Below are 16,337 nucleotides of genomic sequence, written 5' to 3'. Positions count from 1 at the left end.
GGAGTGAGGCCGTCTGAAAAGGGTTTCAGACGGCCTCTGCCTTCCTATTCGCTGTCGCTGTATCCGCGCAGGTAGCGGATGCGTTCGCGGGTTTGGCGGGTGTCGCATTGCAGGCGCAGGTATTCGGCCTGTTCGGGGCTGTCGGCCTGCGCGGCGGCGCGGCGGCAGTTGGCGGTTTTGCGGTTGATCCATTCGCGCTGCTCGTCTTGCAAGCCTTGTTGGACGGTGGGATCGAGGTTGCGCCAGAGGGCGTTGATTTCGCTGTCGGCCGCGCGGTGGTCGCCTTTGGCGCGGTCGATTTCGTCGTCGGACACGGCGGGCTTGGCGGCTTCTTCGTTACGCAGCGGCGGGGTCAGTACTTCGGGCGCGGGGGCGGCGTTGTCGGCAGCGGCAGACGCGGCCTGCGGCTCTGACGCGGGTTCTTCGACGATTTCGATTTTGCCGCCGCTTTTTGCCATTTTCAGCGCGTCTTCGAGCGAAACGGCTTTGCCGTCTACCAGCAGTAGGCTTTTGATGCCGTAGGGCAGGAGTGCGCCCGAGAGGGCATTGGCGGCAGCGGCCAGGCCGTTGTCGGCGTAGGTGACGGAGAGGGTTCCGTCTTCGGCGCGGGCGGGGGTGTATTTGAGGGTTTGTGTGAACGTGCCGCTGCCGTTGTAATTCAGGCCGCTGCCGAGGATGCGTTCGGCGACGACTTTGTCGAGCGGCTTGTCGCCGTAAATCAGCGGGGCGTTGGTATGCGCGGTTTTCAGGCTGTCGGCGGGCAGGGTGACGTTCAGCGCGGCTTGGCAGAAGGGGCGCGTGCTGCTGTTGTCCTGCTGCGGGTTATCGAGGGAGAAGGTCATTTGCGCGGCGGCGGCGATGACTTTGTCGGCATCGACAAACTGGCGCACGTCGTTGCGCGCGAAGGTCTGCGCCTGCTCGCGCACGCTCTGCTGCAAGGTGTTTTGGATGTTTTGCAGCACTGCCGGGTCGGCGCAGGCCAAATCGGCAGGTTGGGGCTCTTCTTTTTTGCCGCAGGCGGCCAAGAGGCAGACGAGCGCGGCGGCGGAGAGAAGGGGGCGGACGGATGCGGTCATTCGGATTCCTTTCTTTGGGAACGGAGGTTTTTCAGACGGCCTAAGCGTTTGGCTGCGGGAGGCCGTCTGAAAAAGACGGGGCATCATAGCAAAAGCACCCGTGCAGGTTAAGCTGCGGCGGGTGCTTTTTCGTGCGCTTTACAGATTATTTCTTCAGGAATTCGACGAAGCCGGTCAGGATGGCGGCGTTGATGAGGTCGACGAAGAAGGCGCCCACCATCGGCACAATCAGGAAGGCTTTGTGCGAGGGGCCGAAGCTTTGGGTGATGGACTGCATATTGGCGACGGCAGTCGGCGTTGCCCCGAGACCGAAGCCGCAGTGGCCGGCGGAGAGGACGGCGGCGTCATAATCGCGTCCCATCACGACGTAGGTGACGAAGGTGGCGTAGAGAATCATCACTACGGTCTGCACGGCCAGGATGATAGCCATCGGTCCGGCCATGCCTGCCAGCTGCCACAGTTTCAAATCCAACAGGGCGATGGCGAGGAACAGCGACAGTGAAGCGTTGCCAAACACGTCTACGGCGCGGTCGAACATATTCATTTTGAAGCCGATGGTCAGGATGTTGCGCAGCACGACGCCGGCAAACAGACACCAGACGAATTTCGGCAGGTCGTAGAAATATTCTTTGTCGTAGCCGTCGACGATTTCGGCAAAGGCCAGACAGGCGGCGAACATCGCCAGCGTTTCCACGGCGGAGTCGGCGGTAATCAGGCGCACTTTGTCGTGGTTTTCAAACACGTCGTCGGCACGGTTGTCTTCCTGCACGGTATCGCGGTCGATCTGCGCCCTGCCCTGTTTGTTAATCAGGCGGCGGGCAACGGGGCCGCCGATCAGGCCGCCGAAAACGAGGCCGAAGGTGGCGGCGGCGATGCCCAGGCCGGTTGCGCCGACAAAGCCGAATTTCTGCTCAAAAGTCGGCCCCCACGCGCCCGCCGTGCCGTGGCCGCCGGTAAGCGTAATCGAACCGGCAATCAGGCCGAGCAGCGGGTCTTGTCCCAAAGCGGAAGCCAGGCCGACGCCGACGGCGTTCTGCACAAGGATGAACGCGCCCACGACAAGGGTAAACACCACCAGCGGCACCCCGCCCGCTTTCAGGCGCGAGAAGTCGGCGCTCAGGCCGATGGAGGTGAAGAAAATCAGCATGAAGGCGGTTTGCAGCGATTTGTCGAACTGGAAGCTGACGCCGTAAACCGAGTGGAGCACGGTCAGCACCAGCGCGGCCAACAGGCCGCCCGACACCGGTTCGGGGATGTTGAAGTCTTGCAGAAATTTGATTTTTTTCACCATCAGTCTGCCGATCAGCAGCACGATAGTGGCGGCAATCAGGGTGTAATAGCCGTTGAAAACCCATGCGTTGTCTTGCATAAATGCTCCTCTTCGTTTGCGTAAAGCTAAAATATGTTAAGGCGGGCAATATTAAGGGCAAGCGCGGTGCTTTGTCAAAACCGCTGCCTCGGGCGGCAGGCTCGGGATGCGGAAAGGCCGTCTGAAAACGGCGCCGGCTGCGGGGCAGACGGTTTTCAGACGGCCTTTTCGGTTTGGCGGCCTTAGTGTGTTGGCAATCAGCCTTGCGGCGCGGGCAGGGAAAGTTCGGGTTCGCCCAGCGTCAGGGCGCGCAGGCGCTGTTCCTGCGCGGCGGCTTCGTCGCCCGTTTTGTCGAAAACTTTGGCCAGCGCCAAACGCGCCTGCGGACTGTCATGTTCGGCGATGGCGGCTTCCAGATAACCCTGCGCCTTGCCCCAAAGCTGCCTGTTTTCGGCAAGTTGGCCGAGGGCGAGCAGGAGGGCGGCGTCTTTTTGGCGCGTTTTCAGCCAGCCTTCAGCGGCATCGAGCGCTTTGAGACGGTCTTTGTCGGCGAGGAATGAAGCGCTGCGCACGAAAGGCGGCAGCAGGTCGGCGCGGCCGTTTTGCGGATAGTGTTTTTCCACCCATGCGGCGGCGGCGGCATACAGGCCGAGGTTTTCGTATTTTTCGGCTACGGCGGCACACAGCGCGCCGTTTTTCATTTCGTCGGGAATCCGCTTCAAAACGCGTTTGAGGCCGTCTGAATCCGAGGCTTCGGCCAGCAGGCGGCGGTATGCCCAGTCGCGGTACTGCGCCGCTTCGTGCGGATTGGCGGCGTTTTGCTTTTGCAGATCGCCGACCTTGTCGAGCACTTCGGCGGCGTCGCCGTGGTCGAAGGCATAACGCAGCTGCAAACGCAGCAGGCGGGTGAGGCGCGGGCTGATTTTGGCGGCGGCGGCCAGGTTTTCTTCGGCGGCGGGGTAGTCGCGGCGGTTGAGCGCGTCTTCGGCCAGCATCAGGTAGCGCGAAAGCTGGGCGGCAGCGGGCAGCGCGGCGATTTCGTGGAGGTAGCGGTCGCGCAGCGCGGCGTCGTTCATGCGGTCGGCAGCATGGGCGGCAATCATCAGCGCCAGCGAGCGGCTTTCGCCCGCTTCTTTGTTGGCGAGGACTTTGGCGGCTTCCTGTTCGGCTTTCTGGTATTTGCCCTCGAAATAGGCCAAACCGGCGGCGTTCAGGTTGCTGCCCGCTTTGCGGCCTTTGCGCGCGGTGCCGAAGCGTTGCAGGCGGGCGGGCACGTTAAACAGGCCGCCCAAAAGCTGGATAACAATGTAAAGCAGCACCACGGCCACAATCAGCGCGGGCACGAAGAGTTTCAAATCGACGCGTGCCAGCGTGTTGCCGACGGCGAAATAGACGTTGCCGCCGAACATGGTGGAGGCTACCGACAGGGCGACGCCTGCGGCGAAGAGGACGATTAACCACAGCAGCGCTTTCATGCCGCACCGCCTTTCGCTTTGGCCGGCTCGGCAGCTTTGGGCGCGGCGGGCTTGGCGTCTTTATTGCCGCCCTCGGCCGGTTTGGCGGTTTTTTCAGACGACTTCTCGGCCGCTTTGTCTCCCGCCTTGTCGGCTTTCGGCGCTTCCTGCGTTTTGGCTTCCTGCGCTTTTTCAGACGGCGCGGCAGGAGCGGAGGCGGGCTGCGCGGCTGCTTCGGAAGCGGCGGTTTCGGCTTTTTCAGACGGCGTTACGGCGGAGGCGGGTGCTTCCTGCGGCGCGGTTTTGACATCGTCCAAGCGCACGGCAACCGTGCCGCGCACGGTGTCCTGATAGGTACGCACGGCGGCCAAGCTGGCTTTGAGCGACTCGTTCGACACTTGGCGCATATCGAGCGATTTGAGGTCGGACAATTCTTTCAGCCAGGCCTGCGTGGCGGGCGAGCGGCTGTCGAAATACTGCTTCACCGCCGCTTCGGCCGCGTTCAAATCGCTCAGGAACACTTCGCCGTTGTGCTGCATCAGGGCGATGCGGGCATCGAGTAGGCGCAGGCGCAGGTTTTCGCGCACGAAATAGGCCTGGTCGGGCGCGAGCAGCATGGCGTCGCTGCTGTCGAGCCTGCGCACTTCCACCAGCCTGCCCAGCTCGGTCAGGGTTTTGCCCCATGTGCGCCGCCACCATGAAGCGTTCGGGTCGTCCTGCGGTTCGGGTTCGGCGCGTCCCGGCTGCAAGGTGCTTTCCAACACCAGCGGCATGCCCGACACGGCGGCTTCGAGGCGGTCGAGGCGCAGCGCGGTGCCCGAAACGTCGAGGTACGGGCGGTTTTTCAGCGCCGCCAAATCGCTGCTGACGGCCTGTTTGATCGGCAGCAGGTCGGCCTGGTCGAAGCGGCTCAGGCGGCTTTCGATGTTTTCCAACACGGCCACCGCCACCGGCACGTTGCCCGAGAGCAGAAGCTGCTGCGAAGCCATGTTCAGCGTGGCTTCGGTTTCGTCCACCAGCCAGTCGGCGCGGCTGCGCAGCAGCTCCTGATAGGCGCGGGAGGTGTTGTCGATGCGCTCGCGGTCGGCTCTCTGGCCGTCTGAAAGCTGCATCAGCGCAGCGGCCAGCTCGGCCTGGCGGCGGTTGTTTTCCTGCAAGATTTTGGCGTTTTCGCTCTCGCCGACGGCGGCCTGGTCGATTTTCTGCGCGAAGGCCATTTCCTGCATTTTCAGCACGTTTTGTCCCTGCACGAACAAAAAGCCGCTGGCGCCGACGGCCAGCAGCGCCAGCACCAGCGCGCCTGCGGCCAGGCCGCGGCCGCCGCTTTGGCGGATAACGACGGGGGCAGGGGCGTTTTGCGCACCCGCAGCGGCAGAAGCGCTTTCAGACGGCCTGTTTTCGTTTAGGCCGTCTAAAAGCGCTGTGTTCGGGGTTTCGGGCTGAGCGCCGTTGCCGGCGGGGGTTTTATCGGTTTCTTGTCCGCTCATCGGTTTGCTCCGTGTATCGGTTTAAGGTGTCGGCATCGAGCGATTCGATCACTGCGATGTGCTGTGCGCCCGCCGCGTAAAGGGCTTCGGCGACGCGTTTGTGGTGGGTGAAGTATAGCAAGGATTGCAGCATTTGCCTAAACGGCGGCGGCACGCCTGCGAAGAGGCCGCGCACCGCTTCACCCGAGGCAACCCATGCCGCGTCGGGCCGGGCGGCGGCCACGGCAGGCCAATCTATCGCGGCAGGCCGTCTGAAATACACTTCGGCGGCGCTCACGGAAAACCCGCGCCGCCGCAGCCCGTCGGCGAGCCATTCGCGCCCGCCATTTCCGCGCACAATCAGGATTTCTGCGCCGCGCGGCAGGGTGTCCCACACGCCCATCCGCAGCACGGCTTCGCTGTCTCTGCCGTCGGCGGGGGCGAGCACGGGGTGCGGGCAATAAGTTTGCAGGGCTTTGCGGCTGGCCTCGCCGACGGCAATCTGCACGATGCGGCCGTCTGAAAAATCCACATGCGGCGCGGCGGCGGCCACGGCGGAGGGGCTGACCCAGAACACGGCGGCGGCCGTCTGAAAACGCGCGGGCAGCGCACGCAGGGCGGCGGCATCGGGTTCGATCAGGAAGGGGGCGGCAACGATGCCGCGCCAGCCCACGGCGGCGCAGGTTTGCAGGTCGGCGGCGGCCTGTTCGGGCGGGCGGACGATCAGAAGGGTTTTCATGGCGGATGGAGGTTGGATGGGAGAGGGCATCAGGCCGTCTGAAAGAGGCCGTCTGAAACACGGGAACCTGTTTCTGAAACCTGTTTCTGCGGGGCGACGGCGCTGGGTTCGGCGGGCGTTTAATCCTGTTTTTGCGCCTGTTCGGCCAGCACGGCGTCGATCAGGGCTTCGGCGTCCTGTTCGGCCAGGCGTTTGGCGACGGCGCGGCCGAGGGCGTCGGCGTAAGCGGCGGGGGCTTGGGCGGCAGCTCGGATGATAACCGAGCCGTCGGGGTGGCCGACAAGGCCGCGCAGGGTGAGCGTGCCGTCGTCTTCGGTGCAGTAGGCGGCCAGCGGGATTTGGCAGCTGCCGCCGAGGGCGCGTGCCAGGGCGCGTTCGGCGGTAACGCAGGCGGCGGTGGCGGGATGGTTAAGGGGGGCGAGGACGGAGATAAGGTCGGTGCGGTGCGCGGCGGTTTCGATGCCGAGCGCGCCTTGTCCTGCGGCGGGCAGGCTGTCGGCGGGGCTGAGGATTTCGCGGATGCGGCCGTCGAGGCCGAGACGTTGCAGTCCGGCGGCGGCGAGGATGATGGCGTCGTAGTCGCCGTTGTCGAGTTTGGCGAGGCGGGTCTGCACGTTGCCGCGCAGGGGTTTGATAAGTAGCTTGGGGTATTTGGCACGCAGCTGGGCTTCGCGGCGCAGGCTGGATGTGCCGACAACGGCGCCTTCGGGCAGCTCGGCGAGGCTGTTGTAACGGTTGGAGACGAGGGCGTCGAAAGGGCTGGCGCGCTCGCCGATGGCGGCGAGCGCGAAGCCGTCGGGCAGCTCCATGGGCACGTCTTTTACCGAGTGGACGGCCAAGTCGGCGCGGCCGTCGGCCAGGGCTTGTTCGAGTTCTTTGACGAAAAGCCCTTTGCCGCCGACTTTGGACAGGGTGCGGTCGAGGATTTGGTCGCCGCGCGTGGTCATGCCGAGGATGGTGATGTCGCAGGCGGGATAGAGGGCTTTCAGACGGCCTTTGATGTGTTCGGCCTGCCACATGGCGAGGGCGCTTTCGCGGCTGGCGATAACGAGTTTTGCGGGTGCGTTCACGGGTTGTCCTTGCTGTGGGAAATGCGGCGCAGTTTAACAGAATCAGGCCGTCTGAAAAAAAGCGGCGGGGCGTTTTCAGACGGCCTTGGGGCGGCGGCGCTGTGCTCAGGCGCTTGCGGCGGCGAGGGTGATTTTGGGCGTGTAGAGCATGTCGAAGGTGGGCTTGTTGATGAGGTCGGAGAGGGTGAATTTGTCGAGATGATCGAGAAAGGCTTTGCCCGCGTCGTTGAGCACGGCGGTGAGCAGGCAGCAGGAGGTGAGCAGGCACTGGTTGCCCGCACCCATGCATTCGACCAGCTTCATCGGCTCCATATGGCGGACAACGTCGCCGATGCGGATGAGCTCGGAGCGCCGCCGCAACCGCAGGCCGCCGCCTTTGCCGCGCACGCTTTCAAGAAAACCGCCTTTTACGAGGGCGGTAACGACTTTCATCAGATGGCTTTTGGAGATGCCGTAGACTTCGGCGATGGAGGAGATGTTGACCAGGTCTTCGTTGTTCACTGCAGCGTAGGCCAAAACGCGCAGCGCGTAGTCGGTTTGTTGGGTCAGGTACATGTTGCCAGCGCAATGTTAAAGTTTCATAATATGTGCAACATTATACACAAACCGCCCGCAGCCGTAGGACAAAAACAATGAAACGCCACCCTGCCCTCATCCCCCTGTCGCACGAGCACCACCACACACTCGCCCTGTGCACGCGCATCCTGCGCCATCCCGAAACCGACCATTCCGCCGACATCAACGAACACTACATCGACTTGGAAAAACACTTCGTCCACGAAGAAACCATGTTCGCCCCGCTGTGGGACAAACTCGGCCGCGACGACCTGCGCGGCCGCTTCGAAGCCGAACACGCCGAATTGCGCGAAATGCACGTTTCCCCCGACTACACCAACCCCGCCTGGAACGTAAAATTCGCCACCCTGCTGCGCGATCATGCCCGTTTTGAAGAGCGCGAACTCTTCCCCGCCGTCGAAACCCTGCTGCCGCCCGCAGAATGACAAAAAGGCCGTCTGAAAAAACGGTTTGAACCCGTTTCAGGCGGCCTCAAACACGAAAAACCAAACCACAAGAAAACACACCGCCATGACCTTCTCCAAACACCCCGTCTGGGCGATGGCCTTCCGCCCGCTCTACTCCCTCACCGCCATCTACGGCGCCATCTCCGTCCTCCTCTGGGGCTTCGGCTACCAAGGCACTTCCGCCCTGCCCGGCTTCTTCTGGCACGCCCACGAAATGATTTGGGGCTACGCCGGCGGCGTGGTCGTCGCATTCCTGCTCACCGCCGTCGCCACCTGGACAAAACAGCCGCCCGTCGGCGGCGGCAGGCTGATTCTGCTTGTCTCCTGCTGGCTGCTGGCACGCCTCTTCTCCTTCATCCCGCAAACCGCCCTCCTCTCCGGCCTCTGCGGCACCGCCTTCTACTGGCTCGCCGCCTACTACATGGGACAATCCGTCTTCGCGGCCAAAAGCAGCCGCAACTACATCGCCGTTGCCGCCCTCGTTCTGATGGGCATCACCGTCGCCGCCTTCCACACCGCCCTATACATGGGCAACAGTGCCAACCTGCAGCAAAACCTGTTTGCCGGACTCGTCATGGTCGCCGGCTTTATCGGCCTGATCGGCTCGCGCATCATCGCCTTCTTCACCTCGCGCCGCCTCAACACCCCGCAGCCCGCCTCGCCGCAATGGGCACTGGTCGCCCCCCTCGCCCTGCCCATGCTGATGGCCGCACTGATGACCGCCCGCGCCGCCCTGCCCGTCGCCGCCCTCTGCGGCATCGCCTGCGGCATCCTCGGCCTCGTGCAGACCGTGCGCTGGTGGGCGAAAGGCACGGCCAAAGAGCCCCTGTTGTGGACGCTGCACGCAGGCTACGCCGCCACCGCCCTCGGACTGATTGTGATGGGCATCGGCCAATGGCAGCCGCAGCTGATGAGCGCGGGCGTGCACTTCGTTGCCGTCGGCGGCATCGGCATGCTCACCGTCAGCATGATGACCCGCACCGCCCTCGGCCACACCGGCCGCAACCTCTACCCCGCGCCCAAACCCATGCCCACGGCCTTCTTGCTGATGCTCGCCGCCCTGCTTGTCCGCGTCCTCGCCGCCGTCATGCTCTACGTCAACCAAACCGGCTACCAACACAGCCTGCGCCTCTCCGCCGTCCTCTTTGCCGCATCCCTGCTCATCTACGCCTGGCGCTACACCCCCTGGCTGCTGCGCCCCCGCCTCGACGGCAAACCCGGCTGACCCGCCGCACTGCCGAAACAAAAGGCCGTCTGAAAGATTCAGACGGCCTTTTGCCGTTGCGGCACGGAAGATTGGCGGAACGGGACAAACGGGAGGCCGTCTGAAACCAAAAATCCCGCAGCACACCAAGCTCCCTCCCCTGCGCCCGCGCGGGGGAGGGTTGGGGAGAGGTGGCGATTCGTAGAACTGCATTTTCCGCCGCTACCCGCAAAAGTTGCCGCAGCGGCGCAAGCCCCCACCCTAGCCCTTCCCCGCGCGGGCGCAGTGGAGGGAATGCTGTTGTCCCGACAGATTTCAGAAACGTCATTCCTGCTCAAGCGGGAACGGCCTCAAAATCATCCTGAAAAGCCGAAAGGCCGTCTGAAAACGGGGATTCAGACGGCCTCTTGTCTTTTCAAACGGCCTATAAAACAGGTTCTCAAAACAGGCCGTAGAGCCACACGCCCAGCAGTGTCAGCACGATGGCGGCGGCGCAGCCGATTTTGGCGGCCGTGCCGACAATAAAGCCGACGAAGGCGCCGAGGCCGACTTTTCCCGCGCGCAAAGCTTCGCGGCGGGCGGCGAATTCGCCTGCGGCCGCGCCGAGCAGCGGGCCGAGCAGCAGGCCGGGGATGCCGAAGAAAGCTCCGGCGATACCGCCGAAAAACGAGCCCCACAGCGCTTCGCGGCTCGCGCCGGTGAATTTGGCGCCGAGCACGCCCGCGACGTAGTCGGTGGCCGTGCCGATGGCGGCGAGGATGCCGACGGCGGTAATCGTGCCGCCGCCTATCGTTTGGTAGCCGTCGGCATAACCGAGCAGCCACGCGCCCGCAAACATCAGTATCAGGCCGGGCAGCGCGGGATAAACCGTGCCGAACAGGCCGGCAATCAGGGCGGCGATGCCGAGGATAATCAGAAAAACGGTCATGGGTGTCCTTTCGGGCGGGAGGCCGTCTGAAACGGTTTCAGACGGCCTCAAACAAGGGTTTCAGACGGCCTCTTCGCGGCAGATTTGCAGGATTTCGCTGCCGTAGCGGGCGGTTTTTTCTGCGCCCATGCCGTGGATGGCGGCCAGGTCGTCTAGGGTTTGCGGCTGTTTGGCGGCGATGGCGCGCAGGGCGATTTTGCTGAGGATGCGGAAGTCTTCCTCGCCTTCGGCGGCGGCAGTGGCGGCGCACCATTGTGTCAGGCGGCGGGCGAGCTTGCGGCGGCGTTCGGCCTCGGGCGGGAGGCCGTCTGAAAAGGGGCGGCAGAGGGCGAGGATGTCGGCGCCGTAGCGTTCGGTGCGCACTTTGCCGAGGCCGTAAACGGCGGCGAGGTCGATGGTTTCGGCGGGCGGGTTGCGCGACAGGTCGTCTATGCTGTCGTCGGGGCAGACGGTGTGCAGGGCGGTGTTTTCGCTTTCGGCCTGACGCCGGCGCCATTGGCGCAGGGCGGCGGCCAGTTCGGCGGCGCGGGGGTTGCCGTCTGTGTCGTTAAGGCCGTCTGAAAGGGCGGGCGGCTCGGCGGCAAAGTTTGTTTCAGACGGCCTGCCGTTCTCCTGCGCGGCGGCGGTGACGGCGAGGATTTCGTCGCCGTATTTGTCGATTTTGGCCGCGCCCAGGCCGTAGATGTCGTGCAGGGCGGCGCGGCTTTGCGGTTGTTTTTCCACCAAATCGCGCAGGGTTTTGTCGCCGCAGACGACGTAGGCGGGCACTTCTTCGGCGCGGGCGCGTTCGAGCCGCCAGTGGCGCAGCGCCTGCCACAGGCGTTCTTCGCGCTCGGTGCGCAGCCAGGTGTCCTGCGGGCTGCGGGTGGCGGCTTTGTCGCGTTTGAGCGGGCGCAGCATGACGGTTTCGCTGCCTTTGAGCACGGGCACGGCGGCTTCGGTGAGGCGCAGGGCGTGGTAGTTTTGCGCGTCGGTTTCGAGGTAGCACAGGCCGATGCACTGGCGGATGATGCCGCGCCATTCTTTGTCGGACAAATCGGCGCCGATGCCGTAGGTGGAGAGGGTGTCGTGGCGGTTGTCGCGTATCCATTGGTCGGCTTTGCCGCGCAGGATGTTGATGATGTAGCCGGAGGAGAAGCGTTGTCCGGCGCGGTAGACGCAGCTGAGGAGTTTGCGCACGTTTTCGGTGGCGTCGAAGCGCACGGGCGGGTGCAGGCAGTTGTCGCAGTGGCCGCATGGTTCAATGGTTTCGCCGAAGTGGCGCAGGAGGGCGGCGCGGCGGCAGGCGGCGGTTTCGCACACGGCAAACATGGCGTCGAGTTTTTGCAGCTCGATTTGTTTTTGGAAGTCGTCGCCCGTGCCGGTTTGGATGCGCTCGCGCAGCAGGGCGTAGTCGTTGAGGCCATAGCACAGCCAGCTTTGCGCGGGCAGGCCGTCGCGTCCGGCGCGGCCGCTTTCCTGATAGAAGTGTTCGATGCTCTGCGGCATGTCGAGGTGGGCGACGAAGCGTACGTCGGGTTTGTCGATGCCCATGCCGAAGGCGACGGTGGCGACGATGGTGAGGCCGTCTTCGTGGGTGAAGCGGTGTTGGGCGGCTTCGCGCTGCGCCATGCCCATGCCCGCGTGGTAGGCGGCGGCGGGGATGCCGTTTTCGTTGAGGAAGGCGGCGGTGTCGTCGACTTTTTTGCGGCTCAGGCAGTAGACGATGCCGCTTTGCCCGGGCGGCTGCTGTTTGATGAATTGCAGGAGCTGTTTTTTGCCGCCGTTTTTTTCGACGACTTGGTAGTAGATGTTCGGGCGGTCGAAACCGGCGACGAATTCGCGGGCGTTTTCGAGTTTGAGATAGTGTTTGATGTCGGCGCGGGTTTCGGCGTCGGCGGTGGCGGTGAGGGCGATACGGGGAATATTGGGGAAGCGTTCGGCCAGAAGGCCGAGGCGGCGGTATTCGGGGCGGAAGTCGTGTCCCCACTGGCTGACGCAGTGGGCTTCGTCGATGGCGAACAGGCTGACGGGTGTGTGGTCGAGAAAACGCAGGAAACGCTCGGTAACAAGGCGTTCGGGCGACACATAAAGCAGTTTCAGACGGCCTTGGGCGATGTCTTCGGCAATCTGCCGCACGTCGTCGGGCGGCGTGCCGCTGTGTACCGCCGCGCAGTGCACGCCCGCCGCGCGCAGGTTGGCGACCTGGTCGTTCATCAGCGCAATCAGCGGCGACACAACAATGGCGACACCCTCGCGCATCAGCGCGGGAATCTGGTAGCACAGCGATTTGCCGCCGCCCGTGGGCATCAGCACCAGCAGGCTCTGCCCGCCCGCGAGCGTGTCGACGATTTCGGCCTGGCTGCCGCGAAAGGCCGGATAGCCGAACACACCGTTCAGAATCTCGAGCGCGCGCGGGTTGGACATAAAGCGTTTTCCGTTATAATGGGCGCGTTATTGTAAAGGCCGTCTGAAAGGATAGCAAATGAACGCAAAACGCACGCTCCGCCTTGCCGCACTGCCCGCGCTGGCGGCTTTTTTTCTGGCAGGCTGCCCGATGAACAACGTGCCGCAGGCCGGCGGCGACTGGCACAATATGGGCGAGGCGGGCAACGGCAACCTGATGCTGGCCGTCGATAAAAACAGCATCAAACGCAACGGCGCACTCGTCACCTTCCGCGACCGCAAAATCGTCGTCGACATGAAAAACGAGCGCTTTGTCAACGTTCCCGCCTACAAAACCGCCATCAGCACTTGGGAAATGCACTGCACCAACAAAACCTTCCGCCTCACCGCGTCCACGCTTTACGACGAAAAAGGCAAAATCATCTCCGACGAAAGCTACAGCGCCATCGACATCCGCCCGATGGCCGTGCCGCCCAATTCGCTTACCGACGAACAGCGCAAAATCGTCTGCGCGCCGTAAACCGCATTTTCGAGGAACATGAAATGAACATCCGCCTCCTGCTTCCCGTCCTCGCACTCACCCTCTGCGCCGCCGCGTCGGCCGAGCCCGCCGACGAACTTCTCAGCGCCCAGGCCGCCTTCCGTCAGGCGCTGTCGGAACAAAACACCGTCGACGCCAACCTCTCCGGCCTGCAACAGAAACTCGTCTCCGCCCAACAGCGCAAAGCCTCCGCCGAAGCCGACATCCAAGCCTACACGCAGCAGCTTGGCGAAGCGCAGCAGCGCAAGGCCGCCAACGATGCCGCCCTGCAACAGGCGGGCGAGCGCCTCAACGCCGCCTGGCAGGCCGTACACGGCAGCCGTTAGGCCGTCTGAAAGCAGCGCTTCAACGAAGTTAAAACGCCGATTAGCGCCACCCGAACCGTTTTGCCGGACACCAAGGCCGTCTGAAAGCGCGTTTGCAGCTTTTCAGACGGCCTTTTTCCTTTTCCGCTATAATCCGCGCCGCACACGGGTCGGACAGACAGTCGCCGCGTATCGCGTAAGGCATACGGGGAGGAAAGTCCGGGCTGCACAGGGCAGGATGCCGGCTAACGGCCGGGCGCGGCAACGCGACGGAAAGTGGAGCAGAAAGCAAAACCGCCGACGGCCGCTTGAAAAAGCGGCACGGGCAAGGGTGAAAAGGTGCGGTAAGAGCGCACCGTGCCCCTGGCAACAGGGCGCAGCAGGCCAAACCCCATCCGCAGCAAGACCAAACAGAACGCATTGACGCGGCCCGCCGAGCGTTCGGGTAGGTTGCTGGAGCGTATCGGCAACGGTGCGCCTAGAGGAATGACTGTCCGCGACAGAACCCGGCTTACCGTCCGACCCGCGTGCCCCATTCAGGCCGTCTGAAAACCCTTTCAGACGGCCTTCCCCAAACCGGAAACCGCAAAAACCCAAAGGAGCAAACCATGGAACTCGTCTTCATCCGCCACGGCCAAAGCCAATGGAACGCCAAAAACCTCTTCACCGGCTGGCGCGACGTCAACCTCAGCGAACAGGGCGTCGCCGAAGCGCAGGCCGCCGGACGCAAACTCAAAGAACAGGGCTACCGCTTCGACCTCGCCTTCACCTCCGTCCTCACCCGCGCCATCAAAACCTGCAACATCGTCCTCGAAGAATCCGACCAGCTCTACGTTCCGCAAATCAAAACATGGCGGCTGAACGAGCGCCACTACGGCCGCCTGCAGGGGCTCGACAAAAAACAAACCGCCGAACAATACGGCGACGAGCAAGTGCGCATCTGGCGCAGAAGCTACGACACCCTGCCGCCCCTGCTCGATGCCGACGACGAATTTTCCGCCCGTAAAGACCCGCGCTACGCCCACCTGCCCGCCGACATCATCCCCGACGGCGAAAACCTCAAAACCACCCTCGAACGCGTCCTGCCCGTGTGGCACGACCGCATCGCTCCCGCCGTTTTGAGCGGCAAACGCGTCCTCGTCGCCGCCCACGGCAACAGCCTGCGCGCCCTCGTCAAACACATCGAAGGCATCGGCGACAACGACATCATGTCCGTCGAAATCCCCACCGGACAGCCGCTGGTGTACAAACTCGACGACCAGCTCAACGTCCTCGAAAAATTCTATCTCTAACCCCGGGGGCTGTTGACAATCAGCCCCGGACCGTCTGAAAACGCCGCCGCGCCCTTTCAGACGGCCTCTTCCACCCACACCGCTCCCGTGCCGCCGCCCGCAGGCAAGAACGGAAACGGCCTTCACATTCCGCCATGCTGCTCGACTCCCGCCGCCAACTTGCCGAACTCGTCCGCCTTCTCGAAGAAAGCGGCCACCTCTTCGCCGCCGATCCCGCCCCGATTACCGAATCCCTGCGCCACAGCAGCCTCGGCACGGAAGAGCGCCTGCTGCGCCGCGCCGAACTGGCCGACCGCGACGGCCGCCTCGCCGACGCCCTGCAACGCAACCGCCAAGGCGTGTTCTGGCTGTGGGTTGTGACCGCCACCGCCCTCTTTTCCGCCGCCTTCTCCGCCACCTTCGTCCTGATGGACGAAAAAGGCCTCAACTTCTTCCTTATCCTTGCCGGCGTGCTCGGCACCAACACCGTCATGCTCGCCGTCTGGCTTGCCGCAACCGTCTTCCTGCGCGTCAAAACCCTGCTGCCCGTTTCCAGCCCCTCCACCTGGCTGCGCGGCCGCGACAGCGTCAACCAGGCCGTATTGCGGCTTTACGCAGACGAATGGCGCAAACCCGCCGTGCGCTGGCGCATCGGCGCCGCCTCGCACAGCCTCTGGCTCTGCACCCTCGCCGGCATGCTCGTCTGCATCCTGCTGCTGCTCACCGTGCGCCAGTACACCTTCAACTGGGAAAGCACCCTGCTCGACAACGGCGCGCTGGTGCAGACCGTCGCCGCCCTCGCCAAACTGCCCGCCGCACTCGGTTTCCCCGTACCCGACGATGCCGCCGTGCTGCAAGGCCGTCTGAACGGCAACGCCGCCCACGCCCGAGCCTGGGCAGGCCTGCTGATCGGCAGCATCCTCTGCTACGGCATCCTGCCGCGCCTGGCCGCCTGGGCAGCCTGCACCCTCCTCCTGCGCCGCGCCGCCGAAACCCTGCCGCTCGACAAACCGTATTACCAAAACATCATCCGCCAGTGGCAGAGCGCCGTAACAGATGCCGACAACGGCGGCGAACCCGCGCCCGCACCCCTGCCCGACATCACCTCCGACAACGGTGCGGCCAAATGGGCAGTAATGCTCGAAACCGAATGGCCCGACAAAGGCTGGTACAAAAACGTCCTCGGCCAAGACTGGCTCGACCAGGGCTGCGCCGACAGCCGCGACGCCGCAGCCGCCTTGCGCGAACGCCTCGCCGCCCAACCCGTCCGCCTGCTGATCGGCATCCGCGCCCACACCGTGCCCGACCGCGGCATCCTGCGCCAAACCGCCGCCCTCGCCGCCGCCGCGCAAGGCGGCGCCATCGTCCAGCTCTTGCAGCAGGATGCGTCCGGCAAACCGCTTTCAGACGGCCTCGAAGCCTTACTGCCGCAATGGCACGCCGCCCTCAACAGCCTCAACCTCCCGTGGCTCGACCCGCCGCACGCCGCGCAAAAACAACGCGCCCGCACGACGCAGAAGCACTGAACGGACAACGCGAAAAGGCCGTCTGAAAGCCCGGTTTCAAC

Annotated in this window: 15 protein-coding genes and 1 other RNA gene; 7 read left to right on the top strand and 9 right to left on the bottom strand. The window is 64.0% G+C overall.

The genetic code is table 11. The features are described 5' to 3' along the window. Positions 1-44: 44 nt before the first annotated feature. From CGZ77_RS00260 to CGZ77_RS00230, 7 genes are all read right to left on the bottom strand, one after another. Positions 45-1,076 (bottom strand): lysozyme inhibitor LprI family protein, encoded by a 1,032-nt coding sequence (locus tag CGZ77_RS00260; protein ID WP_036496733.1) that lies wholly within the window; start codon positions 1,074-1,076, stop codon positions 45-47. A 145-nt stretch (positions 1,077-1,221) separates the two neighbouring features. After that, entirely contained in the window at positions 1,222-2,445 is a 1,224-nt protein-coding gene (gene gltS, locus CGZ77_RS00255) for a sodium/glutamate symporter (protein ID WP_009427382.1), read from the bottom strand. A 197-nt stretch (positions 2,446-2,642) separates the two neighbouring features. Further along, a complete protein-coding gene (locus tag CGZ77_RS00250; RefSeq protein WP_009427384.1) occupies positions 2,643-3,860 on the bottom strand; it encodes a heme biosynthesis HemY N-terminal domain-containing protein in 1,218 nt (405 codons plus the stop codon). Then, positions 3,857-5,326: a uroporphyrinogen-III C-methyltransferase gene (locus tag CGZ77_RS00245; protein ID WP_009427385.1), complete on the bottom strand. Its 1,470-nt coding sequence runs from the start codon at positions 5,324-5,326 to the stop codon at positions 3,857-3,859. Before CGZ77_RS00245 ends, CGZ77_RS00250 begins: the two co-directional genes overlap by 4 nt. Continuing rightward, the gene (locus CGZ77_RS00240) at positions 5,304-6,074 is read right to left on the bottom strand and encodes a uroporphyrinogen-III synthase (RefSeq protein ID WP_232304415.1); all 771 of its coding nucleotides are present in this window, start codon (positions 6,072-6,074) and stop codon (positions 5,304-5,306) included. The genes CGZ77_RS00245 and CGZ77_RS00240 overlap by 23 nt, the downstream gene beginning before the upstream one ends. Before the next feature lie 89 nt (positions 6,075-6,163). Then, a complete protein-coding gene (hemC, locus tag CGZ77_RS00235) occupies positions 6,164-7,114 on the bottom strand; it encodes a hydroxymethylbilane synthase (RefSeq protein WP_009427387.1) in 951 nt (316 codons plus the stop codon). A 105-nt stretch (positions 7,115-7,219) separates the two neighbouring features. Then, on the bottom strand, positions 7,220-7,669 hold the full coding sequence (locus CGZ77_RS00230) for an Rrf2 family transcriptional regulator (protein WP_009427388.1): 450 nt from the start codon (positions 7,667-7,669) through the stop codon (positions 7,220-7,222). 77 nt (positions 7,670-7,746) lie between these two features. Here CGZ77_RS00230 and CGZ77_RS00225 point away from each other — a divergent pair, with 77 nt between their 5' ends. Together CGZ77_RS00225 and CGZ77_RS00220 are read left to right on the top strand one after the other, a co-directional pair. After that, positions 7,747-8,115 (top strand): hemerythrin domain-containing protein, encoded by a 369-nt coding sequence (locus tag CGZ77_RS00225; protein ID WP_009427389.1) that lies wholly within the window; start codon positions 7,747-7,749, stop codon positions 8,113-8,115. A gap of 85 nt (positions 8,116-8,200) precedes the next feature. Further along, a complete protein-coding gene (locus CGZ77_RS00220; RefSeq protein WP_009427390.1) occupies positions 8,201-9,361 on the top strand; it encodes an NnrS family protein in 1,161 nt (386 codons plus the stop codon). A gap of 418 nt (positions 9,362-9,779) precedes the next feature. On the opposite strand, the gene CGZ77_RS00215 is transcribed toward CGZ77_RS00220, so the two are convergent. Both CGZ77_RS00215 and recQ read right to left on the bottom strand, forming a co-directional pair. Continuing rightward, positions 9,780-10,268 (bottom strand): DUF456 domain-containing protein, encoded by a 489-nt coding sequence (locus tag CGZ77_RS00215; RefSeq protein WP_009427391.1) that lies wholly within the window; start codon positions 10,266-10,268, stop codon positions 9,780-9,782. A 60-nt stretch (positions 10,269-10,328) separates the two neighbouring features. After that, a complete protein-coding gene (gene recQ, locus CGZ77_RS00210) occupies positions 10,329-12,674 on the bottom strand; it encodes a DNA helicase RecQ (protein WP_094030813.1) in 2,346 nt (781 codons plus the stop codon). Positions 12,675-12,732: 58 nt separating this feature from the next. Between recQ and CGZ77_RS00205 the strand changes: the two genes are divergently transcribed. From CGZ77_RS00205 to CGZ77_RS00185, 5 genes are all read left to right on the top strand, one after another. Continuing rightward, positions 12,733-13,173 (top strand): surface-adhesin E family protein, encoded by a 441-nt coding sequence (locus CGZ77_RS00205; RefSeq protein WP_009427394.1) that lies wholly within the window; start codon positions 12,733-12,735, stop codon positions 13,171-13,173. A gap of 23 nt (positions 13,174-13,196) precedes the next feature. After that, a complete protein-coding gene (locus CGZ77_RS00200; RefSeq protein WP_009427395.1) occupies positions 13,197-13,520 on the top strand; it encodes a hypothetical protein in 324 nt (107 codons plus the stop codon). Positions 13,521-13,665: 145 nt separating this feature from the next. Further along, positions 13,666-14,029: RNase P RNA component class A (rnpB, locus tag CGZ77_RS00195), an RNA gene on the top strand. A gap of 78 nt (positions 14,030-14,107) precedes the next feature. Continuing rightward, entirely contained in the window at positions 14,108-14,791 is a 684-nt protein-coding gene (locus CGZ77_RS00190; protein ID WP_036496740.1) for a 2,3-diphosphoglycerate-dependent phosphoglycerate mutase, read from the top strand. Positions 14,792-14,928: 137 nt separating this feature from the next. Continuing rightward, positions 14,929-16,296 (top strand): DUF2868 domain-containing protein, encoded by a 1,368-nt coding sequence (locus CGZ77_RS00185; protein WP_036496766.1) that lies wholly within the window; start codon positions 14,929-14,931, stop codon positions 16,294-16,296. Positions 16,297-16,337: the final 41 nt, after the last annotated feature.

The organism is Neisseria sp. KEM232, from assembly GCF_002237445.1.
GTDB lineage: Bacteria > Pseudomonadota > Gammaproteobacteria > Burkholderiales > Neisseriaceae > Neisseria.
The sequence above is the reverse complement of the archived record's forward strand: the minus strand, read 5'-3'. Positions and strand labels throughout refer to the sequence as shown.

Bases quoted from the DNA above. Each gene is read 5' to 3' on its own strand.
- CGZ77_RS00240 (WP_232304415.1), bottom strand. From the start codon at position 6,074: ATGCCCTCTCCCATCCAACCTCCATCCGCCATGAAAACCCTTCTGATC.
- CGZ77_RS00250 (WP_009427384.1), bottom strand. From the start codon at position 3,860: ATGAAAGCGCTGCTGTGGTTAATCGTCCTCTTCGCCGCAGGCGTCGCC.
- CGZ77_RS00190 (WP_036496740.1), top strand. From the start codon at position 14,108: ATGGAACTCGTCTTCATCCGCCACGGCCAAAGCCAATGGAACGCCAAA.
- CGZ77_RS00225 (WP_009427389.1), top strand. From the start codon at position 7,747: ATGAAACGCCACCCTGCCCTCATCCCCCTGTCGCACGAGCACCACCAC.
- recQ (WP_094030813.1), bottom strand. From the start codon at position 12,674: ATGTCCAACCCGCGCGCGCTCGAGATTCTGAACGGTGTGTTCGGCTAT.
- CGZ77_RS00200 (WP_009427395.1), top strand. From the start codon at position 13,197: ATGAACATCCGCCTCCTGCTTCCCGTCCTCGCACTCACCCTCTGCGCC.
- CGZ77_RS00215 (WP_009427391.1), bottom strand. From the start codon at position 10,268: ATGACCGTTTTTCTGATTATCCTCGGCATCGCCGCCCTGATTGCCGGC.
- CGZ77_RS00220 (WP_009427390.1), top strand. From the start codon at position 8,201: ATGACCTTCTCCAAACACCCCGTCTGGGCGATGGCCTTCCGCCCGCTC.
- CGZ77_RS00245 (WP_009427385.1), bottom strand. From the start codon at position 5,326: ATGAGCGGACAAGAAACCGATAAAACCCCCGCCGGCAACGGCGCTCAG.
- gltS (WP_009427382.1), bottom strand. From the start codon at position 2,445: ATGCAAGACAACGCATGGGTTTTCAACGGCTATTACACCCTGATTGCC.
- CGZ77_RS00205 (WP_009427394.1), top strand. From the start codon at position 12,733: ATGAACGCAAAACGCACGCTCCGCCTTGCCGCACTGCCCGCGCTGGCG.
- CGZ77_RS00230 (WP_009427388.1), bottom strand. From the start codon at position 7,669: ATGTACCTGACCCAACAAACCGACTACGCGCTGCGCGTTTTGGCCTAC.
- CGZ77_RS00260 (WP_036496733.1), bottom strand. From the start codon at position 1,076: ATGACCGCATCCGTCCGCCCCCTTCTCTCCGCCGCCGCGCTCGTCTGC.